Origin of the sequence: Bacillus sp. 41-22 (genome assembly GCF_025809295.1) — a bacterium.
Taxonomy (GTDB): domain Bacteria; phylum Bacillota; class Bacilli; order Bacillales; family Bacillaceae_G; genus Bacillus_A; species Bacillus_A mycoides.
Window position 1 is genome coordinate 3,880,411 of the sequence record NZ_CP084035.1, and the last position, 23,315, is coordinate 3,903,725.

Here is a 23,315-nt window from a genome sequence, read left to right on the forward strand (position 1 = left end):
AATTCTTACTCTCTTTTGGTCAATATAATAAAGTGAAACTTTAATCAGTGGGGGTTTTGTCCATCCCCCACTGATTATTAGCTTTTACCAATCGGGCTTTAGCGGGCAGTTAAAGCGGGATAAAATAATTTGGCGGTAGAAAACATTTGCCTTTTAGTCAAATTTGACTATAATATAATTTATGATTTCCATCCTTTATATCATGTCAGTGCAATTTTTTATAAAATGAAGAGGAACTATACAAACTGTACATAAAGTTTTTTTATGCATTGCACTAAAAAACTTAAGTTAGTTTAATTTTTATTAAAGGAGGGCTACTTTTGGAAGCACAACTATCAAAAAACGATTCAAGTAAAACAAAATTTGTTGTTGCTGGTTTACTACTTGGTATTCTAATGGCAGCAATGGATAACACAATCGTCGCAACTGCGATGGCAACGATTGTCGGAGACTTAGGAGGGTTCGACAAATTCGTTTGGGTCACATCCGCCTACATGGTAGCAACAATGGCCGGAATGCCTATTTTCGGTAAGCTGTCTGATATGTACGGACGGAAACGCTTTTTTATTGGCGGATTAATTCTCTTCTTATTTGGTTCTGCACTTTGCGGGACAGCATCAAGTATTGAACAACTAAGTATTTATAGAGCCATTCAAGGAATTGGTGGCGGCGCTCTTATGCCTATCGCATTTACAATTATGTATGATATATTCCCGCCTGAAAAACGAGGAAAAATGACCGGACTATTTGGTGCTGTTTTCGGAACATCTAGTGTTTTCGGACCTTTATTAGGTGCTTACATTACAGATTATATAAGTTGGCACTGGGTCTTCTATATTAATATTCCGTTAGGACTTATTTCCTTCTTCTTCATTACTAAATACTATAGCGAGTCTCTAGAATATCGAAAACAAAAAATTGACTGGGCTGGTGCTATTACGCTTGTCATTAGTATGGTTTGCTTAATGTTTGCTTTAGAACTTGGTGGTAAAGAATATGCATGGGACTCTAATGTGATTATTGGTTTATTTTCAACTGTTGTTATTCTGCTTATTATTTTCTTCTTCGTAGAAAGAAACGCAACCGAGCCTATTATTTCTTTCCATTTATTTAAAAAACCTTTATTTGCAGCTAGCCAAGGTGTTGCCTTTTTCTATGGCGCAGCTTTTATCATCTGTACAGTTTATATTCCAATCTTCGTTCAAGGTGTTCTCGGTGGTTCAGCCTCAAATGCTGGGTTAATTTTGACACCTATGATGGTAGGATCTGTAATCGGAAGTCAAACTGGTGGACAATTAGCTTCACGAACAAGTTATCGTAACATCATGACAGTATCTGGAGTTTTCTTCGTTCTTGGTATTTATTTACTAAGTACTTTAACTATGGAAACACCTCGTACACTCGTAACAATGTTTATGGTGCTTGCTGGACTTGGAGTTGGATTCTCCTTCTCAGTTTTAAGTATGGCATCTATCCACAAATTAGAAATGAGAGATCGCGGTTCTGCTACATCCACGAACTCATTCTTCCGTTCACTTGGAATGACCCTTGGCGTCACGATTTTCGGTACGATTCAAAATCATGTTTTCACTGATAAATTAAAAGCAGTCTTCCCTCCTGAACTAGAAAAAATGGCTCCTAAAGGTGGAGACACAAGCTTTTTATTATCACCAAATGCTACTGAAAAGCTACCTCCTGAAGTACTGAGCGGAATTAAAGAGGCTCTTGCAACATCTATTGCTAATACATTTTTCTGGGCACTTATCCCAGCTACGCTAAGTATAATTTGTATTTTACTTATGGGAAATGAACGTCTTTTAACAGGACCAAAAACAAAGCAAAAACAAAAACAAGTAAGCTAATATAGAAAAACGAAACGGTATATCCCTTTATGAAAGAGGATATACCGTTTATAATATATATAAAGTTTCTATATACAGGAGTTGAGACAGCATGAGCATGAAGTTAGTCATTCTCGGCTTGTTACTCGAAGGAGATAAACATCCCTATGAAGTGCAGCACATAATGAAAGAAAGACAAATGGATTGTTATATTAAATATGCCAAGGGATCGCTATACTACGCCTTCGAGCAATTAGAAAAACAAGGTGCGATTAGCATTACCAATATTGTTAGAGATACGAATAGACCAGATAAAACAATCTTCCATATAACAGAGGAAGGAAAAGCCCTTTTCCACACCTTATTATTAAAACAATTTGAAGCGAAAAACCAAATATATAAACCTATTTATTCAGCGCTCTCTTTCGCTCACTTTAGCGACGAACAAGCTCTAGTTCCTATTTTGAAAAAAAAGAGAGATGATACAATGCTCTATTTACATACAATGCAAACGATATACGATCATAATAAACAACTAGTTCCTCGTGCTCAACTATATATTCTACAAAGCGTCATTGAGCATATTAATGTTGAATTACGTTGGCTAAACACGCTCTTACAAGATGCAACTGCAGGTCGTCTTTCAGAAATAGGTGTAGATAATGATTAAGTTTTTCTAAAAGAGGTGCCTCCTCTTCTAGAAAAACTTAACACTATAATTATTCCTCGCAACTCAAAACACCCTCATTTTAATAATAAATAAACATTAAAAAAACTTAATTTTCCGAATAAAAAGAAATGAAAAACTTTAGAATTTTCTTATTTTAAAACAGTGGACAAAATTCCGAAAATTGTGTTAGAATTTGTTTCAATATCATATCGCTTGTTAAATTCCTTTCAAAAGGAAAATAGGTACACGAATATTTCACTTCGTGTTTAAAAGGGAAGTTTGGTGAAACTCCAACACGGTCCCGCCACTGTAAATGCTGAGATTTCTTTTTTGTGCCACTGTGAAAACGGGAAGGTGAAAGAAATTATATGAAGCATAAGTCAGGATACCTGCCTATTTTAACAACACTGATAGACTCACGGATGATGATGAGGTGTTAAGAACAAAAAGGAAGGCTTATTTTTCTATGCCTTTATGCTTTTTGTTATAGGTATTTCCGAGTAAACGGAAATGCTTACTTTCAATTAGGGAGGAATTTAAAATGGCAATTCAAACAAGTAACTTAGGTTATCCACGTATCGGACTACAACGAGAGTGGAAAAAAACATTGGAAGCTTTTTGGTCCAATAAAATTGATGAAGAACAATTTTTAACGACAATGAAAGAAATTCGCCTTCAACACGTCAAAGTACAGCAAGAAAAGGGAATTGAATTAATTCCAGTTGGCGATTTTACATATTATGACCACGTTCTGGATACGGCCTACATGTTAGGATTCATCCCGTCACGTTTTTCAGAGTTTACCTCTTACCTTGATGTATATTTTGCAATGGCACGCGGCTCTAAAGATCACGTTGCTTCTGAAATGACAAAATGGTTTAACACAAACTATCATTACATTGTTCCTGAATATGAAGAAGGATTACAAATCTCTTTAAAAGACAATCGTCCTCTTCGTTTATATGAAGAAGCGAAAAAAGAGTTAGGCGTTGATGGAAAACCAGTTATTTTAGGCCCTTATACATTCCTAAAACTAGCAAAAGGTTATAACGAAGAGCAATTTGCCACTATTTTAAAAGAGCTAGTTGCACCTTATGTACAATTATTCTCTGAATTACACGCAGCTGGAGCACAAATTATTCAAGTTGACGAACCAATCTTCGCCTCTTTAACAAAAGATGAAATTAATCAAGCGAAAGAACTTTACGAAGCTATTCATAAACAGGTTCCAAATGCTAATCTTCTTCTACAAACATATTTTGACAGTGTAGAAGAGAACTATGAAGAAATTATTGCATTCCCTGTTTCTGGTATTGGATTAGACTTTGTTCATGGCAAAGAAGGTAATGTAAATGCTATTTCAAAATACGGATTCCCAGCTGATAAAATTTTAGCTATCGGTTGTATAGATGGCCGTAACATTTGGAGAGCTGATCTTGATGATGTACTTTCTTTATTTACAACATTACAAAATCAAATCACAGCAAAAGGTTTAATTGTTCAACCTTCTTGTAGCTTATTGCATACTCCAATTGATAAAACGGAAGAAACGCACTTAACAAGTGAATTATTTGATGCACTTGCATTTGCTAATCAAAAATTAGAAGAACTAGTCCTTATCCATTCTGCTCTTACTAAAGGTGTAGAAAGCATCAGTAGCGATTTAACAACATATCGTAATGCACATCATGCAATCCGCTCATCAGCTGCACGTAATCGTGAAGATGTAAAAGTGGCACGTACATCACTTAAAGAAGATGATTTCTCACGTCCTCTTCCATTTGAAAAACGATATGAACTACAGCAAGTAGCTTTACAATTACCGTTGTTACCAACAACAACTATTGGTAGCTTCCCGCAAACATCTGAAGTTCGTCAAACACGTAAACAGTGGCGTAACGGCGATATTACAAATGAACAATATAATCAATTCATTGAAAAAGAAACTGCAAAGTGGATTCGTTACCAAGAAGATATTGGTCTTGATGTACTAGTACATGGTGAATTCGAAAGAACTGACATGGTGGAATATTTTGGAGAAAGACTTGCTGGTTTCTCCTTTACTAAAAACGGATGGGTACAATCATACGGTTCTCGTTGCGTAAAACCACCTGTTATTTATGGTGATGTTGCCTTTATAAGTGGAATGACTATTAAAGAAACTGTATATGCACAAAGCTTAACAGAGAAAGTAGTAAAAGGTATGCTAACTGGACCTGTCACTATTTTAAATTGGTCATTCGTTCGAAATGATATTTCAAGAAAAGAAGTTTCATATCAAATTGCATTAGCACTTCGTCATGAAATTGAGTTACTTGAATCTTCCGGAATTAGAGTAATCCAAGTCGATGAACCTGCACTTCGTGAAGGTATGCCGTTAAAAGAAAAAGATTGGGATGCATACATTACATGGGCAGTTCAATCATTCCTTTTAGCAACATCTTCTGTAGAAAATGAAACACAAATTCATACTCATATGTGTTATAGTAACTTCGAAGATATTGTAGATGCAATTCGAGCGTTAGACGCAGATGTTATTTCTATCGAAACATCAAGAAGTCATGGAGAATTTATTAATACATTAAAGCATACAACATATGAAAAAGGAATTGGTCTAGGGGTATATGATATTCATAGCCCACGTGTCCCAAGTAAAGATGAAATGTTCACAATCGTAGAACAATCTTTACAAGTATGTGACCCTAAATATTTCTGGATTAATCCAGACTGTGGTTTAAAAACACGAAGAACTGAGGAAGTTATACCTGCTTTAGAGCACATGGTTCAGGCAGCAAAAGACGCTCGTTCTCTCCTAAAAACAAACGCATAATAAAAAAACGTGTTATCCTTCAAAAAGGATAACACGTTTTTTTATTCTACACTCTCAAAATAGAAGTCGTATTGTACTTTATACAATTCATCGTCTGATGGCTCTTCAAGAGGAGTTGCCTGCAAGACTATCATATATTCCCCGTTCGGAATAGGAATATGATATTTATTAGAAAGAATACTTGTTATATATACTTCTTCATTCTTCACTGTGAAAGGAACTGATATCGTTCTAACCACTTCTTCTTTCTCAATATGATTTCCACAAGTAACTTCCACTTCACAAGTATAGTCAGAGATTGCTTCAAAAATAATAGCTCCATCCACCTCAGCATAGCCTCTTTCAAAATCTTCAGGAGTCCAATCTACATAAGGCTGCTGACCATCATAGTTCATTATCATTAATTGCGAATATGAAATTGTTAATTCCATAACTATCCCTCTCTCCACTATGAAATGTATGCCAATTACTATTTCACTTCAAATTTCACACGCGTACCATCTGGATATTTGTCTAGCTTATTCCCTACCCAAGAACCTGCACCGCGGTTATCTGCTGGACTTATATATTCAATATGAGCTCCTTTTCCGCCTTCCTTACACATCGCCATCGGCCATTCATCACGATCATAACCTTTCTTCGTCGGATATGGCGCTAACGATAATTTCCTTCTATCCGCTGCACCATTACGATCAATTGTACACATTTCCGAATGTCCTTCTTTTATAGCATCCGTTATATGTTTCCCGGTCTCTGGATATCGTTCTTTCGGGAACTCTAGAATTTGATCATACGTAGTTGTTTTTTTAGTACTTGTCTCCTCTGGCACAAGTACTTCATATACCGCTACCAAAAGAGAAAGAATTGCAATAATTGAAATGATAATACCTTTAAATTGCTTCATGTGTACCTCCGTGTTCCTACCAATTTCTTTTCCTCAGTTATTATAACAAACTTCTTCTATGTATGTTTTCAGACATTATTTTAGCTCTTCCTCTCCATTCCGCCAAAAACATTCATTTTTCTTCATCTTTTCACTAATGCTGTAGAAAACTAATAACCTTCCGACATTCTTTTTCAAAGGAAGTCCACATAAAAGGTTGAAATGATATATACGATACTTTTTGGGGAGGAACTATCATGGAAGCTATTTATAAAACGAAAGATGTTACAAATAAAACAGGTATCCCAAAACATATAGTCCGAAAATATAGCCAACTCTTAGAGGAACACGGTTATATCATTTCAAAAACAGCTGATGCTCGTATTTATAAATTGGATGATTTAAAACTATTGAAATCTATACATGAAAGAGCTGCTACATTACAAGAGGACATTTCAGAAACAATACCTATTATTTTAAAAGAAAAAGAGGCCCCACCTGTACCTGTTATTCAAGATAAGCAAGAAGTGCAACCAAAAGAAGATGGGCGTAACTTTGAGGAGTTCATGCTAAAACTTGAAATGCTTGCTCAATTAAATGAAGCAATTATTCATCAAAACTCTACTCTCATTACACAAAATCGTTTAAAAGACGAGAAATTAGATGAACTAATGCAACAAGTTTATGTAAAAGAAGGCTCACAAGAAAAAATGTTACAAGATCTAGTTGTTCACGCCGCTCAAACAGATGCACTCCAAAAAGAAAAGATGGACTTATTAATGAATCATATGTATAAGCGAGAATCCAAACAAGAAGAAAAAATGAATAAACTTGTCAATCAAATTTACAATAAAGATAGCAACCGTGATACACAACTTATGCAAGTTATTCGCGAAATTCAAGAAACAAAAAGATTAGTCGCCGCCTCAAAAGAGCAAAGCTTCTTTCAATCATTTAAAAGTTTATTCGTTCGAACAAAACAAGAAAAAATAAATGAATGAAATTTTGTATCTTTTTCTAATGCACGATAAAATAAAAAGTTACCTTCTATCGGTAACTTTTATTCCTTATATCGTACAGCTGGCAATATAATAATAGCTTCAGTTCCTTTTCCGCTTTCACTTTTATATTCCAATGTGCCATTATGCGCTTGTAAAATACTAAATGTTACCATAAGGCCTAATCCTGTTCCTTTTTCTTTTAAAGAATAATACGGTTGTCCAAGCCTTACTAACTGTTCTTTTGTCATTCCAACACCACTATCTTTAACTCTTATTATTATCAATTCATCTTTTTGAATAGCTGTTACTTTTAAATACCCTTTGTTTCCTTGAATTGCTTCAATACCGTTTTTAACAACATTCATAATAGCTTGCTTCAATTTCGTCTTATCGCCGATAGTATAAAGGCTCTCAGAAATCTCAACTTGCAAATAAACGCCCTGCATCGCTGCAAATGATGACATAAGAGTTGTCATTTCAATTAATTGTGCTGATAAACAAATATGTTCTTTTTTTTCAATTTGAGGCCTTGCTAAATTTAAATAATCTGAAATAATCTGTTCAGCACGATCCAGTTCAGCTAATACGAGACGCATATAATCTTTGTTTTTTACGTCTTCCGTACTCTCTAGCAATTGAATAAACCCTCGTACAACAGTGAGAGGGTTTCGAACTTCATGTGCAACACTTGCAGCTAACTCACTTACAATATTAAGTTTTTCTGATTTTTGCATTTCTGTACGCAATAATGCATTTTCGTTTAAATACTCAGTCAAATACACTTGAAATACCATTGTCATAACCATAATAAGTGATGCAAATATATACCCACTATATAGATTAGATATGTACGGTGTAAAACCTGTTTCTAAAAGGACATTCAACATCCCGACTACTAATGAAACAAGAACATAAAATGATGCAATCATAAAAGCTAATATTAGCTTCTTATCTCTTGAAAAAAGAGACCATTTCTTTGACAAAAATAATGGAATTATCGAAAGAAATATAACTTCTACCATAGGCAACCAACTAAGCCCCTTAAAAATCCATTCATATGCAACATAAATAATGGCAGGGATGAGCCCAACAATCCCACCATATAAAAAACCACTAACAATTGGGACTGGATGAAAATTGTATCCGCAAACGGTACCAAAACAAATAGAGTATGTCATGGAGAGAACGAGTGTAACGCTAGATAAAAACATAATAAAGTAGCGATTAGGCTTCGGAAGCATTCCTTGATAACGATTTAAACGAATCGCTTCATATAAAAATAGTGGTAAAATAATGATGGCAATTTGGATCATTAAATCACGAATCAGCTCCATAGCCTCTCATCCCCTATATGTATTTTGATATGATTATATCATTTTATAAGTCTATTTGTTTCAAAATTTTGATTTTTCTTAACATCTTTGTTAATTATTTGTTAACAACTAATAATAAATGTTACAAATTTCCGAAATGATTGTAAACCCTGTACCAAATTTCCTTCGTGCAGTATACAATGAATACGGATTACAAAGAAAATAAAAAACACTTCACTAGACGGACAACTATCGCAAAATACAGCATATAATCCATACTATCTATGTTTACAAATAAGTGATCATTACTTTAGTAGGAGGAAGATAAATATGGCGGGTACTACGCTTGTTTTAAAAGAAGAAAATTTGGTTGTGCTAGAAAACGTTGAAAAATCAGTATACGAAGAATTGCAACATAAAGCAGGGGACGAAGACTGTACATGTGCTGTAAATGAATCCGTTGTCCATCTTGGCAAAGTATCTTCCGTACTTTGGAACGAAGATGAAATAGATTGGGAATACGGTTATTAAAAAGTCGCTTGCAGCGGCTTTTTTTGTGTTTATGCTTAAGTGAAACTTTAATTAACTCACACAGCTTATACTCTTATAGACATTTGAACCCTCACATAATTTCTTACTTCCACTGAATTTTAAGATACGATTCTTATCTTTCACAAATAGCGGGGGAAATTTTATAAACAAAGCGTAATAGTTGAAAATATGATAAAATGAACTTAATTTTCAAACGGAAGAAAGGGAGATACAATGGAACAATTCATTAATCCTAGAGTGAAGGACATCCAAATTTCTGGAATCCGTCAGTTCTCTAATATGATTCAAAACTATGATAATCTTATCTCTTTAACAATTGGGCAACCCGATTTCCCTACACCTTCTCTAGTAAAAGAAGCAGCTAAACGGGCCATTACAGAAAATTATACAAGCTATACACATAACGCTGGTTTACTAGAATTACGCAAGGCAGCTTGTAACTTTGTAAAGGACAACTACAATTTACATTATTCACCTGAAAACGAAACCATTGTTACAATCGGTGCTAGTGAAGCGATCGATGTTGCATTCCGAACTATTTTAGAACCAGGAACGGAAGTAATTTTACCTGCTCCTATTTACCCTGGTTACGAGCCGATTATTCGACTATGTGGTGCAACTCCTATTTTTATAGATGTTCGCGAAACTGGATTTCGTTTAACAGCTGAAGCATTGCAACATGCAATTACAGAACGAACAAGATGCGTCGTTTTACCGTATCCTTCTAATCCAACTGGTGTTACCTTATCAAAAGAAGAATTAGAAGATATTGTATCTGTCTTAAAAGATAAAAATATTTTCGTTCTTTCTGATGAAATTTATAGTGAACTTGTATATGAAGAAAAACACACATCTATCGCTCATTTCCCAGAAATGCGTGATAAGACGATTGTCATTAACGGCTTATCAAAATCACATTCTATGACCGGCTGGCGTATCGGACTTTTATTTGCTCCAGAATATTTAGCAAAACACATATTAAAAGTTCATCAATACAATGTTACATGCGCTACTTCAATCGCTCAGTATGCTGCAATCGAAGCTTTAACAGCTGCTAAAGATGCCCCGAAGATGATGCGCTATCAATACAAAAAACGCTGTGATTACGTATATAATAGACTCATTCAAATGGGTTTAACGGTTGAGAAGCCAACAGGTGCATTTTATTTATTCCCATATGTTGGACATTTAACATCTTCATCATTTGATTTTGCACTTGATCTTGTAAAAGAGGCTGGGCTAGCCGTTGTTCCTGGAACCGCATTTTCCGAATACGGTGAAGGCTACCTTCGCCTTTCCTATGCTTACAGTATTGAAACTTTAAAAGAAGGCTGTGACCGTTTAGAAGCCTTTCTAAAGAAAAAAGCTAAGAGTTAAACTCTTAGCTTTTTGTTGCATAATGATCACAAGTTTGACGCTTCAATAATTTATGCGGAATAATAATGCATTTTGAAGTAGATTCAGAATGCTCCACCTTATCAACTAAAGCTTTTGCCGCTTCATACCCTAATTGATAAATATTCACATCAACTGTCGAAAGTGGTGGACTAGCAATTTCTGATAATAAAGCATTGTTAAAGCTTACAATCGAAACATCTTTCGGTACAACAAATCCTTTTTTAGAAAGCGCACTTAACACGCCAAGTCCAATTAAATCATCCGTTGCCATAATTGCCGTCGGTGGTTGCTTTAGTCCCATTAATTCCTCAACAGCCTGTTGACCACTCTCTCTTGAAAAATCAAAGTGTAAAATATACTCTTTCGGCAATAGAATATCTGCTAGTTTCAAAGCATCACTCATCCCCGCCAAACGATCTCTCGTTACAAGTAAATCTGATCCACCGCCGATGAATGCGATTTGTTTATGGCCTAATGAAATCAAATATTCCGCTACTTCTCTTGCAGCTGTATAATTGTCATTATCTACATATGTAATTTCATCTTTTCGATCATATGGTTTTCCAATTAAAACAAACGGGAAGTTTTGGTCATGCAAGTATTGAATAATCCGATCGTTCTCTCTTGAATATAAAAGAATAATACCACCGATTTGACGCCCTTGTACCATTTTTACAACACCATTAAAAATTTCATCTTCCGTTTCACCAGTCGACATATAAAGCGCATACCCTTCCACATGTGCAAATGAACTAATTCCTCTTATAACTTCTGGGAAAAATGGATTTTGAAAAGCTTTACTTGCAGAACTCGGCATAACAAGACCAAGTGTCTTCGTCGTTTGGTTCGCAAGGTTTCTTGCATTTAAATTTGGATGATACCCTAATTCACTCATTACTTTTCGAACACGGCGCTTTGTCTTTTCACTTATACTTGGATTATCAGCAATTACACGAGAAACAGTTGATGGTGCTACGTTCGCCTTCTTCGCCACATCTTTAATTGTAACTGTCATAAAAATCCCCTCCTTTCACTTCTCTGCCATTTTCATATATTTTATCTTGCACCCGTTGCAAGTCATAGGAGAAGTCATAAACTGTCATTTATTTATTCTATCTTGCAAAACTTATCATATTCTCCCTCTCCATGTATTGTAAGGGATATAGCTCTTTTTTCCTATACTATAATATACTATTTATTTCACTTCTTTTCATATGCGATGTCAAATCTCTTTTCATCTCTCTATAATTTTTTTATAGAGAGATGAAAAGAAAAATGGGACATAATGTCCCATTTCTCATCCTTTCGTACCTCCAGCTGTTAAACCAGAAATAAAGTATTTTTGTAGTGATAAGAATAAAATCGAAATCGGGATTGCAATTAATACGGAACCAGCCGCAAACGTCGTAAATTCATTACCAAATTTCTTCGCTACCATTTCATAGAGTCCAACTGCTAAAGTGTAATTTTCCGGCGTGCGTAAAATAATACTTGCTAAAATGAAATCTGTAAATGGACCGATGAAAGTGAATAATGCTACAACCGCTACGATTGGCTTTGCAAGCGGCATAATGATTTGCCAAAAAATACGGAAGTGTCCTGCTCCATCCATGCGGGCTGACTCATCCAACTCTTTCGGAATCGTATCAAAATACCCTTTCATAAGCCAAGTATTCATTGGAATTGCTCCACCTACATAAATTAAAATTAATGCAAGATGTGTATCAATTAATCCTGTTAACTGCGCTAATACATATAGTGCGATTAACGCTGCAAAGTTCGGAATCATTTGTAGAATTAAAAATGTTAATAAACCATTTTTTCTTCCGACAAAACGATATCTCGAAAATGCATAAGCAGTAAAGCTAATTGCTAACACCGAAAAAATCATCGTCATAACACTAACTTTTAACGTATTTTTATACCAAAGTAAGTAATTACTTGAATCAAGATCAAGTAGCTTACGATAATGATCTAACGTAGCATTTTTTGGAATAATGCTAGAACCAGACAAACTATCTCCTGGATTAAACGATGAACCAATAATCCATAGTAATGGATAGAAAATAATCGCACACATTATGAAGATAACCAAATAACTTAATGAAAGACGTAACATCTTTTGTCGTTTAATATTCATTTACATCATATCCTCTTCTTGGAATGATTTTGTTCTCTTAAATTGCCATAACGCAACTGTAATAACGATTAACGATAAAATCATTGTAAGAGCTGCTGCTTTTCCGTACTGCGCTGAAGTCATCGTTAACTTATAAATCCATGAAATTAAAATATCCGTTCCACCTGCATCTTGCCCCGCTACAGCAGGACCTCCGCCGTTAAATAGATAAATGATACTAAAGTTATTAAAGTTAAACGTATATTGTGTAATTAAAATTGGTGCTGTTGCGTATAAAACAAGTGGCAATGTAATTTTGCGGAACTGTTGCCAAGCAGTTGCTCCATCTACTGTAGCCGCTTCATATAATTCTCCTGGAATCGATTGCAATATACCTGTTGTCATTGCAAATACGAATGGGAAACCGAGCCACGTTTGGATCATAATTAAAGCAATCTTCGCCCAAAACGGATCTGTCATCCAAGCAATCTTTTCAATCCCGAATAAAGCTAATACTTGATTATTAATTGCTCCAAATGTTTCATTAAACATACCCGAGAAGACAAGAATAGATACGAATGCTGGAACAGCCCACGGTAAAATGAAGATTGTTCGAATAATTGCCTTACCTTTAATACCAGGCTGATTTACGATAATCGCTAAGAAAATACCAAGTGCAACTTGTAATGTTGTTGCAACAAATGTCCAAATGACAGTCCAAGAAAATACACTTAAAAATGTCTCTCTCCACATTGGTAATGTGAAAATATCAATAAAGTTTTTAAAGCCCACCCAATCTACTAATTTAGCTGGAGGAGAGTGATATAAGTCATAGTTCGTAAATCCAATTAAGATTACAAAAATGATTGGAAATACAACTACAAAGATTAGTAATAGAAATCCTGGTGAAACCATTAAATATGGAAAACCTTGATCTAATAAGTTACGGTATTGCTCTTTTACTGAGTTTAATGGTGTTCCTATATCACGTTTCTTCCCATTTTGGTATGCATCATATAAGTTAAATCCATATATTCCGAGTCCAAACACTATGACGATAAGTGCCAAAATCCCTTCTACTAATAGAAAGACAGAATGGTCACGTGGAACTTCTGTACCGAGCGTTACAATTCCCCATAATCCCATATTTAACAAATCAGCAAATGCTACAATAAATGAACCTGTTAATACTAGAAAAATAAGACCTTTTACAAATTGTTTATTATATATTTGGCCCATGCCTGGAATAATAGATAACATGGTCGCCATTTTCCTATGTTTCGAACCATTCATATCTTTCATTGGTTCCATAGATGTTTGCATGTTCTTTCCCCCTTTTTTCTTCCTACTTGGAAGGGAGAGAATTCGTGCCTCTCCTATTAGAGGCACGAATTTCACCTTATTTTTTCTTACTATGATTTGCCTCAATATTTCCTTTAATTTGTTTCACTGCACTATCAAGCGCGGATTTTGGTGCCTCTTTTTCTGTAACAACTAACTGAAGAGCGTCTCCAGCTGGTTTCCATACTTCTTGCATTTCTGGAATATTCGGCATTGGAATTCCATTTTCTGATTGAGTTGCAACTGCTTTTGCAGCTTCATTATCTTTAATAATTGGATCTTCCATTACTGATTTTACTGGAGGAATCTCTTTTGTCTTCTCAAATCGAATTTTTGCATTTTCTTCATTTGTTACCCACTCAGTGAACTTTGTAGCTAAATCATTTTGTTTAGAGAAACTTGTTACATGCCATCCTTTTACCCCAACAAATGTTTTCATCGGTTGACCATTTGGTAATTTCGGCATTGGAGCAACACCATAATCAATTCCGTTCTTTTCCATCGCTTGGAACGCCCACGGTCCATTCATAATAGATGCTGCTTTTCCTTCATTGAATAATCCGTCAGCAGCAGGTCCACCAGATTCACCGATAATACCTTTCGGGAATAACTTTTCTTTGTACCATTTTTGAAGATATTCAGCACCTTGTACTGCTCCGCTATTATTTAATCCAACATCACTTGCATTTGGCTTTCCGTCTTTCTCACCAAATACATATCCGCCCATACCTGCCATAAACGCGTTAGCAAAGTAGAAGTTATCTCCTAATGTTAAAAATCCGTACTTGCCATCCTTCGTAAAGTCTTTTGAGAAGTTAAATAGCTCGTCCATCGTTTCTGGAGCTTTTTGCATTAATTTTTTATTGTAAATAAAAATTGGTGTTTCAATTGCTTTTGGTAAACCATATAATTTCCCGTTGTATGTTTGTGCCTTTATTGATAAGTCAGTAAATTTACTCTTCACAGCATCATCTGCTTTTACTTCAGAAATTAAGCCTTCTGTTACTGCATTTCCGATTTGATCGTGTGGCAATGTTACAACATCTGGTCCCGTCCCCGCTGGTCCATCAAGACGTAACTTTTTCACTTGATCTGTCATTTGCATTTCAACAACTTTTACTTTTACTTTATATTTTTCCTCAAAGCTTTTCACTGCTGGTTCTAAACCAACACCTTTTTTATCATCTTCCCAAACGAGAAGATCATAGTCTTTCTTCGCTTTACTTTCCTCTTTTTTTCCTGAATCTTTCGGTCCACATGCAGATAACATGCCAATTGACAATGCTGAAATCGTTAATAGTGATAATGCTTTCTTCATCCCAAAAACCTCCCTAAATTGTCTATGTACCTCTTTAATTGAAAACGTTTGCATTTGATTGTTTAATAGAAGCGCAAACAATATCTAAATCTATGAAAACGTTTGCGCTATTTGTCTATCATTATACATCCTTTTATTCATTTTGCAAATATTAATTTTCAAAATAATCTTATCATACTCTTTATTCATTGACTTTACATAAAATGAATACTACTCTTATAAGCAATATTAAAGTTATGTGGAAGGCAATCGTTTGCAACATAATCTTTATTATTTCGTTTAAGGGAACTATATGTATAGAGATATTAAAGGGGGATTTTCTATATGCTTAAAGAAGCGATCTATCATAGGCCAAAAGATAATTATGCATACGCTTACGACGAAAAAACAATTCACATCCGAATACACACAAAAAGAGATGATGTTCACAACGCCGCTCTCATCTACGGTGACCCGTACGAATGGCAGGACGGGAAATGGATTACAGCGAGTACACCGATGAAAAAAACTGGATCTACTGAGTTATTTGATTATTGGTCCGTTTCAATCAAACCAAAATTTAAACGCTTACGTTATGGATTCGAATTAAAAAACGACGTAGAAACTTTTATTTATACAGAACGAGGATTTTTTTCTAATATCCCAAATGACGATGTCGGTAACTTTTTCTGCTTTCCATTTGTTCATGCAAAAGACGTTTTCAGGGCACCATCCTGGATTAAAGACACAGTATGGTATCAAATTTTCCCGGAACGATTCGCTAACGGGGATAACACATTAAATCCAGCAAACACCCTCCCTTGGGGAAGTACCGAACCAACTCCAACTAATTTTTTCGGCGGAGATTTTGCTGGTATTATTCAAAACCTTGATTACCTTGTGAAGCTTGGAATTTCCGGAATATATTTCACTCCTATTTTCAAAGCTCATTCGAATCATAAATATGACACAATTGATTACATGGAAATCGATCCACAATTTGGGACGAAAGAAACTTTCAAAGAACTCGTTCAGGAGTGTCATAAACATGGTATAAAAGTAATGCTCGACGCTGTTTTTAATCATAGCGGGTACTTCTTTGATAAATTTCAAGACGTGCTGGAACAAGGTGAAAATTCCGCCTATAAAGATTGGTTCCATATTCATGAATTTCCAATTATAACCGAGCCACTTCCCAATTATGATACTTTCGCATTTACACCGTATATGCCTAAATTAAATACAGCACACCCAGATGTAAAAGAATATTTACTTGAAGTAGGGCGTTATTGGGTAAGAGAATTCAATATAGACGGTTGGCGCCTTGATGTAGCAAATGAAGTCGATCACAGTTTTTGGAGAGAATTCCGAAGTGAAATAAAAGCATTAAATCCTGAAGTATATATTTTAGGTGAAATTTGGCACGATGCACTCCCATGGCTACAAGGTGACCAATTTGATGCTGTAATGAGCTATCCTGTTACAAACGCTCTACTTTCTTACTTTGCTAACGAATCCATTCATGCAAGTGAATTTATGAAACAAATTACCGATTCTCTACATTCCTACTCTATGAATGTAAATGAAGCGGCATTTCATTTATTAGACAGTCATGACACACCTAGAATTTTAGCAACATGTAACGGGGATAAAAATAAGTTAAAGTTACTCTATGTATTTCACCTTTCTTTCATCGGTTCTCCTTGTATTTATTACGGCGATGAAATCGGTATGGATGGTGGAATGGATCCTGACTGCCGCAAATGTATGATATGGGATGAAAAAGAACAAGATACTCTTTTATTTACACATATACAAACATTAATTTCATTACGGAAACAACATAAAGCATTTGGAGGAAATGGTACTTTTCAATTCATTGAGGCAAATGATGAACATAATTATATTTCTTATACAAAAACATATGAAGATGAAACTATCTTTTTCGTTTTAAATCCTACTAACAGTGAAGTTACAACTTCACTCCCTCTTCATATTACCAGGAAGAAAATAATTAACATTTATACAAACGAAGAATTTTCAGCGGAAGCAAGTGTATTACAAGTTACACTTCCACCGTATGGATTCTCTATTTTAAAATGGTAATAGTAAAAGCCTTATGCCAGGGTGGCATAAGGCTTTTCTTATTTCAATTTAAATACCATTGCTTCATACGGTCGTAATGTAATGTTTTCTATCAATACATTTTCTACATCATAATTATGTATTAATAACTCTGCTTCACTATAAATAATGTCCTCAGGCAATTCAAATACACATTCATCTGCAGTAAAGTTTGCAATCACCAGAAGCTTTTCTTCTCCATATGTTCTTACATAAGCAAAAATAGAAGGGTTATTTTCTAATATTAAATCATATGTTCCATACACAACTATTTCATTGTTTTTACGTAATTCAATCAATTTTTTATAGTAATAAAAAATTGATTCTTCATCTTGGATTGCCTGTTTCACATTAATCTCTTTGTAGTTAGGATTTACCGCAATCCAAGGCTCACCCGTTGTGAATCCAGCATGTTCTCTATCATCCCACTGCATCGGAGTTCTAGCATTATCTCGGCCCTTTATATATATAGACTGCATCACTTTATCTATATCTTCGCCGCGCTCTATAACTTTTTCTTTATACATATTTAGTGTTTCAATATCTCGGTATTCATCAATTGATTCAAATCGAACATTGGTCATTCCGATTTCTTCTCCTTGATAAATATATGGTGTCCCTTTCATCATATGAAGTACTGTCGCTAACATTTTTGCTGATTCAGTATGATAAGCTCCATCATTACCAAAACGAGATACAACGCGAGGCTGGTCATGGTTATTCCAATAAAGGCTATTCCATCCTGTTTGTTCTAATGCTTTTTGCCACTTTGTTAAATTTTGTTTCAAAGTAAGAAGTGAGCATCGTTTTACATCCCATTTCCCGCCTTCTCCGGAATCTAAATCCATATGTTCAAATTGGAATACCATTTGCAGTTCTTTTCTAGCTTCCCCTGTATACAATTTAGCCTCTTCTGTCGTTACACCAGGCATTTCCCCAACCGTCATAATGTCATACTGAGACAATACGTCTTCATTCATTTCATGCAAATACTTATGAATATTCGGACCGTTCATAAAATGTTTATGCCCTGAAACATATCCTTCTTCATCCGTTTCAACAGATGGTAAGCCATCTTCTTTAGAAATAAAATTAATAACATCCATACGGAACCCATCAATTCCTTTTTCTAACCAAAACTTCATCATGTCATAAACATCTTGTCTTACCTTTTCATTATCCCAGTTTAAATCTGGCTGTTTTTTAGAAAACAGATGCAAATAATATTCATCTGTCATTTCATCATATTGCCATGCAGATCCACTAAATGCTGCTCCCCAGTTATTCGGCTCTTTCCCTTCTTTTCCAGGGCGCCATATATAATAGTCTCTATATTTATTATCTTTCGATTTACATGATTCAATAAACCAATTATGTTCATCTGAAGTATGATTAACAACTAAGTCCATCATAAGTTTCATATTACGTTTATGCATTTCATGTAATAGTTCATCCCAATCTTCCATTGTTCCGAACTCGTTCATAATTTTACAATAATCACTTATATCGTAACCATTATCATCGTTTGGAGATTCATAGACTGGTGATAACCAAATTACATCAATACCTAATTCTTTTAAGTAGTCTAGCTTCGCAAGAATACCACGAAGATCACCTATACCATCACCATTACTATCCATAAAACTACGAGGATAAATTTGATATACTACACTTTCTTTCCACCATTGTTTTCCCATTATGCTACCCCATTTCATCTATACTATTGATTCTTTTTTCTTTTTTTCAAGGCGCAAACGTTTTCATTACTGAATGATAACAGATTCTATCCAAATTTAAAATAGCGCTTACAATATTTATTTTCTTTTTCTAATAAAACATGTGGAACTTATTATATATTCATAGGGATAATGAAAACGTTTTATTTTTTTATAGTGTTTTTATTTCTTTTTTGAATCTATTCGTTTATAATAAATTCAAAGAAAACGTTTGCATAAACTTTCTAGGGGGAAATATCATGGCAGAACTTAAATTAGAAAATATTTATAAAATATATGATAATAACGTAACAGCCGTAACAGATTTTAACTTACACATTCAAGATAAAGAATTTATCGTATTCGTTGGTCCTTCTGGATGCGGAAAATCTACAACACTACGAATGGTAGCTGGACTTGAAGATATTTCAAAAGGAGAATTTTCAATTGATGGTAAGCTAATGAACGATGTTCCTCCAAAAGATCGAGATATCGCAATGGTCTTCCAAAACTACGCTCTTTATCCACATATGAGTGTGTATGATAATATGGCATTTGGATTAAAACTTCGAAAAATACCGAAAGATGAAATCGACCGTCGAGTGAAACATGCAGCTCAAATTTTAGGGCTTGAACAATATTTAGATAGAAAACCGAAAGCTTTATCCGGTGGACAACGTCAACGTGTTGCATTAGGTAGAGCAATTGTTCGAGACGCAAAAGTCTTCTTAATGGATGAACCATTATCAAACTTAGACGCTAAACTACGTGTTGCAATGCGATCAGAAATTTCTAAATTACACCACCGCCTTGGCACAACGACAATTTATGTAACACATGATCAAACTGAGGCAATGACAATGGCTTCACGCCTTGTTGTTATGAAAGACGGCAAAATCCAACAAATTGGAACTCCAAAAGAAGTATATGAAACACCTGAAAATATTTTCGTTGGTGGTTTTATCGGCTCACCCGCAATGAATTTCTTCCGTGGAAAATTAACTGAAACCGATTTCGTTATAGACAGTTCACTAAAGTTTAAAGTATCTGAAGGAAAAATGAAGTTATTACGCGAACAAGGCTATGTAAATAAAGAAATTGTTTTAGGTATTCGTCCAGAAGATATTCATGATGAACTATTATTTTTAGAAGCTTCACAATCTACTACTTTCACAACAAAAATTGAAGTTGCAGAGTTGTTAGGGGCTGAATCCATTTTATATATGAAACTTGGAAATCAAGATTTTGCAGCACGTGTTGATGCAAGACATACTTTTTCACCTGGTGACCAAATTAAACTTGCTTTTGATATGAATAAAGCACATTTCTTTGATAGCCAAACCGAACAACGTATTCGTTAAAAAATAAAGTTCTATAATAGAACATACAAAAAAACCGTCCACATATATACTGGGGGCGGTTTTCCATTATTATACTAGGGCTTCTATTGTATGAAATGATTGTCCTCTCGTGCTAATAATACCAAAAACAGGTAAATCACTAAGCACCACTTCTTCTTGCTGTTTCATAAAAGATGACGTTAATTGTTTTATCTCTATCCAAACGTCATTAATACAAAGTACATTGGAATCGTTCTCTTGTTGGCGAGAAAAAATAGAATCTATTTTATATAGACCAGCATTTTGAAAAAGCATATCAATACGACTGTATGCCTCCATAGCAAAACTAATAACACGTTGCCAATCTCCTTGTTTCCCCATATCGTAGGATACAAAAAGTGCTTCTCCGCCTAAATCCGTAATTTCCTCAGCTGTTGCTTGTCCACTTTCTTGATCAATGTCCGTCACAATTACTTTTGCGCCTTGCTTAGCCAACAAAAGAGCTGTACTACGTCCAATACCGATGCCACCACCAGTTACAATGGCAACCTTTCCTGCAAGCTTCATTTTCATTACCCCTTCTATAAGTCTTACCGTCATTCAGTATACTCCTTTATTAGATTAGTCTGCAAGCAGGAAAAGTTCACTCTACAGCTTGTAAGCGATTACTTTTTTGTTTCTTTTTTTTTCTTACTATTATATTGATCGAAGGTTAAACCAATAAAAATAAGAATTCCCCAAAATATTAAGCTACCTCCAGTCATTCCAAATCCCCCTTTGTTATATAACGATATTATTTATACCCATTATATAATTCTCTCAATTTTCAATCTATTCAAAACGAAAATAGGATGTTTGAATTAGCTACAGCTTCTTTAAACATCCATCAATAATATGGAGGGTATTATATAGGAAATATCCGCCCTATATCAATTCCATTTATGGAATTTTTCATGAAATTAAAAATAAGACTTTTTATATACAAACAATAAAAAGTCTTATTTCATTAGTAGCACGTATACTCTAAATATTAATTATACAAGACTCATCACTTTTGTCTTTGCAATTAAATCATGGAAGCCACAATTATCTTTGCGGAATAACATCATATATACATTGCATATTAATGGAACTCCAAGTAATAATATGCTTGGTAATAATAATACCAAAAATCGTATTATTAATGTTTGTAACGTTAGTTTTTCACTTGTTAACGAGATTATTTTTGTTCTTGTTACCTTTTTACCAAGTGTAGAACCGTTCCAAAGAAAAGGTAACAGAATAAAATTTATAGCCATTAATACGAAAACAAGTGTAAGGTCATATCTATAGTCACCTAAACTTATATTAAAACGATTAAAAATAGCACTATAGTTTCCTGTAATAATAGCTACTACTGCACCGTACGTAACCGAGATTAAAAACATGTCAATAAGGGAAGCACCTATGCGATTCATTACAAGCGCTGGACGATGCATCTTTAACTTCATTTTGTGTCGACTCCTTCATATCCTTCTTTACCCGTTTCATCGTACCACTTCTAAAAAACATTGTAAACTGGCGTTTCGCTTACTTTTCTTGTACAATGTGTTACAACAGCATTATAAAGGAGGTTCCCATATTGAAAAGATGGATAATCCTATTTGCCGCACTCTTATTAACAGGTTGCACAGGCAATACAAACCATTTAACCTATACAATTAACGATGAATATGAACTCATACATACTTCTGGAGATGCATTTGAACTTTTCCCATCGCAGGATGCTGTATATGCTACACAATACATCCCTGCAAAAATTACAGAAATTGCTTGGGACGATAAATACATTATCACAAAGCAAATTGAGGAAAAATCAGATCCAAACAATCCTGACGCAGCAATTACAAATAAAAAAATTGAACATTATTGGATTATCGATGTAAAGCATAATAAACGATTTGGTCCTTATAATGAAAAACAATTTAACGAGCAAAAAGATGCTTTTAAAATTACAGTGCCTTTTCAAAGTGTAGATTCATATGTGAAAGAGCTAAAAAAACAGTCAGCATAACTTTTTATGCTGACTGTTTTTGCTTAAATTATTATAAAGACACTTTATTTAGAGAGTGAAATATTAAAAGTTTGCGGTTCTTTAACAGCTTCATTTGTGTCTCCTGCTGCTAAATCATCTGTCGTAAACTTAATATCCTTTACTTTTTCTTTTCCATCATCAAGTATTAAACCGATAATTCCTTCTCGTGTCTCACCAGGCCTATAATCTTCCCTTGAAACACTCTTTGTACCAACGAGCGTATCTTCATCATATAAAAAGTTTTGAGTCGCTACATTAAAATGTTGTTTGTCATTTATAGCAACACCATTCATAGAGAAAAATTGCATGTTCTTATCTCCACTATTCTCTACCTTATATGTAATTTCAACATACCGAATCGTATCGCTAATCTCTGTTCCACTTAACGATGCATATAATTCAGCATCTTCTTGACTCACTTTATCTCCCAATCTACGCTTTACTTCTTCAGGAGTTAATGCAGTATACACTTTCAATGTATTTTTTGCCTCTTTGCTCATTTGTGATAATGAGATAACTTTAACATCTTGTACGTGAATTTTCATTGGGGCTACTTCAAATGTCTGATTCACAGAATGAATCTGTTCTAATTCAAATGTCCCCCACCCTTTTTCTTTCACTTTTTGTCCTACTTTTTTAAGCTCACGCCCACCATACTCTTTTGTTTCTGGAATAGATTCTTTCTTTTTAGGTTCTGCCTTCTTTTCTTCTTGCTGGAAGCAACCACTTAACATAAGAAGAAAACTGCATAAAACAAAAATACTTTTCCATGCTTTCATCATTTAATTTCTCCTAACACTATCATTCATTAATATAA

21 protein-coding genes and 1 riboswitch are annotated in these 23,315 nt (G+C 34.6%); of the genes, 9 read left to right on the forward strand and 12 right to left on the reverse strand.

The genetic code is table 11. From position 1 onward, the window contains the following. Nucleotides 1-320: 320 nt before the first annotated feature. The 3 genes from LCF45_RS19720 to metE all read left to right on the forward strand — a co-directional run bounded on the left by LCF45_RS19720 (nt 321) and on the right by metE (nt 5,341). Nucleotides 321-1,862, forward strand: coding sequence for an MDR family MFS transporter (locus LCF45_RS19720; protein WP_263893318.1), 1,542 nt, complete (start codon nt 321-323; stop codon nt 1,860-1,862). Between the two features lie 91 nt (nt 1,863-1,953). Then, complete coding sequence (locus LCF45_RS19725) at nt 1,954-2,511, forward strand: PadR family transcriptional regulator (RefSeq protein WP_002128898.1); 558 nt, start codon at nt 1,954-1,956, stop codon at nt 2,509-2,511. Between the two features lie 223 nt (nt 2,512-2,734). Next, nucleotides 2,735-2,923: riboswitch (cobalamin riboswitch) on the forward strand. 129 nt (nt 2,924-3,052) lie between these two features. Beyond that, the gene (metE, locus tag LCF45_RS19730) at nt 3,053-5,341 is read left to right on the forward strand and encodes a 5-methyltetrahydropteroyltriglutamate--homocysteine S-methyltransferase (RefSeq protein WP_002185031.1); all 2,289 of its coding nucleotides are present in this window, start codon (nt 3,053-3,055) and stop codon (nt 5,339-5,341) included. 41 nt (nt 5,342-5,382) lie between these two features. On the opposite strand, the gene comJ is transcribed toward metE, so the two are convergent. Next, complete coding sequence (comJ, locus tag LCF45_RS19735; RefSeq protein WP_002088359.1) at nt 5,383-5,772, reverse strand: competence protein ComJ; 390 nt, start codon at nt 5,770-5,772, stop codon at nt 5,383-5,385. 38 nt (nt 5,773-5,810) lie between these two features. After that, a complete protein-coding gene (gene nucA / locus LCF45_RS19740) occupies nt 5,811-6,245 on the reverse strand; it encodes a DNA-entry nuclease (protein ID WP_002014817.1) in 435 nt (144 codons plus the stop codon). A gap of 236 nt (nt 6,246-6,481) precedes the next feature. On the opposite strand from nucA, the gene LCF45_RS19745 reads away from it, so the two are divergent. After that, nucleotides 6,482-7,225: a DUF3967 domain-containing protein gene (locus LCF45_RS19745; protein ID WP_002014816.1), complete on the forward strand. Its 744-nt coding sequence runs from the start codon at nt 6,482-6,484 to the stop codon at nt 7,223-7,225. Nucleotides 7,226-7,284: 59 nt separating this feature from the next. On the opposite strand, the gene LCF45_RS19750 is transcribed toward LCF45_RS19745, so the two are convergent. Continuing rightward, nucleotides 7,285-8,559 (reverse strand): sensor histidine kinase, encoded by a 1,275-nt coding sequence (locus LCF45_RS19750; protein ID WP_002014814.1) that lies wholly within the window; start codon nt 8,557-8,559, stop codon nt 7,285-7,287. A 309-nt stretch (nt 8,560-8,868) separates the two neighbouring features. On the opposite strand from LCF45_RS19750, the gene LCF45_RS19755 reads away from it, so the two are divergent. Together LCF45_RS19755 and LCF45_RS19760 are read left to right on the forward strand one after the other, a co-directional pair. Then, nucleotides 8,869-9,069 carry a hypothetical protein gene (locus tag LCF45_RS19755; protein ID WP_000929276.1) on the forward strand — a complete coding sequence of 67 codons (201 nt, stop codon included), beginning with the start codon at nt 8,869-8,871 and terminating at the stop codon, nt 9,067-9,069. Between the two features lie 234 nt (nt 9,070-9,303). After that, nucleotides 9,304-10,467, forward strand: a complete 1,164-nt coding sequence (locus LCF45_RS19760; protein WP_002128899.1) for an aminotransferase A — start codon at nt 9,304-9,306, stop codon at nt 10,465-10,467. Between the two features lie 4 nt (nt 10,468-10,471). On the opposite strand, the gene malR is transcribed toward LCF45_RS19760, so the two are convergent. The 4 genes from malR to LCF45_RS19780 form a co-directional block, all read right to left on the reverse strand. Beyond that, a complete protein-coding gene (malR, locus tag LCF45_RS19765; protein ID WP_002014809.1) occupies nt 10,472-11,503 on the reverse strand; it encodes a maltose operon transcriptional repressor MalR in 1,032 nt (343 codons plus the stop codon). A 282-nt stretch (nt 11,504-11,785) separates the two neighbouring features. Then, nucleotides 11,786-12,628: a maltosaccharide ABC transporter permease MalD gene (gene malD, locus LCF45_RS19770; RefSeq protein WP_002088365.1), complete on the reverse strand. Its 843-nt coding sequence runs from the start codon at nt 12,626-12,628 to the stop codon at nt 11,786-11,788. Continuing rightward, nucleotides 12,629-13,930, reverse strand: a complete 1,302-nt coding sequence (gene malC, locus LCF45_RS19775; RefSeq protein ID WP_002088367.1) for a maltosaccharide ABC transporter permease MalC — start codon at nt 13,928-13,930, stop codon at nt 12,629-12,631. It lies immediately after the preceding gene. Nucleotides 13,931-14,006: 76 nt separating this feature from the next. Further along, nucleotides 14,007-15,266, reverse strand: a complete 1,260-nt coding sequence (locus LCF45_RS19780; protein WP_002128900.1) for an extracellular solute-binding protein — start codon at nt 15,264-15,266, stop codon at nt 14,007-14,009. A 324-nt stretch (nt 15,267-15,590) separates the two neighbouring features. On the opposite strand from LCF45_RS19780, the gene LCF45_RS19785 reads away from it, so the two are divergent. Beyond that, the gene (locus tag LCF45_RS19785) at nt 15,591-17,351 is read left to right on the forward strand and encodes an alpha-glycosidase (protein WP_002128901.1); all 1,761 of its coding nucleotides are present in this window, start codon (nt 15,591-15,593) and stop codon (nt 17,349-17,351) included. A gap of 38 nt (nt 17,352-17,389) precedes the next feature. On the opposite strand, the gene LCF45_RS19790 is transcribed toward LCF45_RS19785, so the two are convergent. Beyond that, the gene (locus LCF45_RS19790) at nt 17,390-19,066 is read right to left on the reverse strand and encodes a glycoside hydrolase family 13 protein (protein WP_139358482.1); all 1,677 of its coding nucleotides are present in this window, start codon (nt 19,064-19,066) and stop codon (nt 17,390-17,392) included. A 278-nt stretch (nt 19,067-19,344) separates the two neighbouring features. Here LCF45_RS19790 and LCF45_RS19795 point away from each other — a divergent pair, with 278 nt between their 5' ends. Further along, nucleotides 19,345-20,445 (forward strand): ABC transporter ATP-binding protein, encoded by a 1,101-nt coding sequence (locus LCF45_RS19795; RefSeq protein WP_002128903.1) that lies wholly within the window; start codon nt 19,345-19,347, stop codon nt 20,443-20,445. Between the two features lie 69 nt (nt 20,446-20,514). Here the strand turns inward: LCF45_RS19795 and LCF45_RS19800 are convergent, their stop codons facing one another. The 3 genes from LCF45_RS19800 to LCF45_RS19810 all read right to left on the reverse strand — a co-directional run bounded on the left by LCF45_RS19800 (nt 20,515) and on the right by LCF45_RS19810 (nt 21,914). After that, nucleotides 20,515-21,024, reverse strand: a complete 510-nt coding sequence (locus LCF45_RS19800) for an SDR family NAD(P)-dependent oxidoreductase (RefSeq protein ID WP_002066937.1) — start codon at nt 21,022-21,024, stop codon at nt 20,515-20,517. Nucleotides 21,025-21,089: 65 nt separating this feature from the next. Then, nucleotides 21,090-21,188 (reverse strand): hypothetical protein, encoded by a 99-nt coding sequence (locus tag LCF45_RS19805; RefSeq protein WP_002128904.1) that lies wholly within the window; start codon nt 21,186-21,188, stop codon nt 21,090-21,092. A 270-nt stretch (nt 21,189-21,458) separates the two neighbouring features. Further along, nucleotides 21,459-21,914: an RDD family protein gene (locus tag LCF45_RS19810; RefSeq protein ID WP_002138152.1), complete on the reverse strand. Its 456-nt coding sequence runs from the start codon at nt 21,912-21,914 to the stop codon at nt 21,459-21,461. 131 nt (nt 21,915-22,045) lie between these two features. Here LCF45_RS19810 and LCF45_RS19815 point away from each other — a divergent pair, with 131 nt between their 5' ends. Continuing rightward, entirely contained in the window at nt 22,046-22,477 is a 432-nt protein-coding gene (locus LCF45_RS19815) for a DUF3997 domain-containing protein (RefSeq protein WP_002128907.1), read from the forward strand. Between the two features lie 44 nt (nt 22,478-22,521). Here the strand turns inward: LCF45_RS19815 and LCF45_RS19820 are convergent, their stop codons facing one another. Then, a complete protein-coding gene (locus tag LCF45_RS19820) occupies nt 22,522-23,280 on the reverse strand; it encodes a hypothetical protein (RefSeq protein WP_002128908.1) in 759 nt (252 codons plus the stop codon). Nucleotides 23,281-23,315 lie beyond the last annotated feature (35 nt).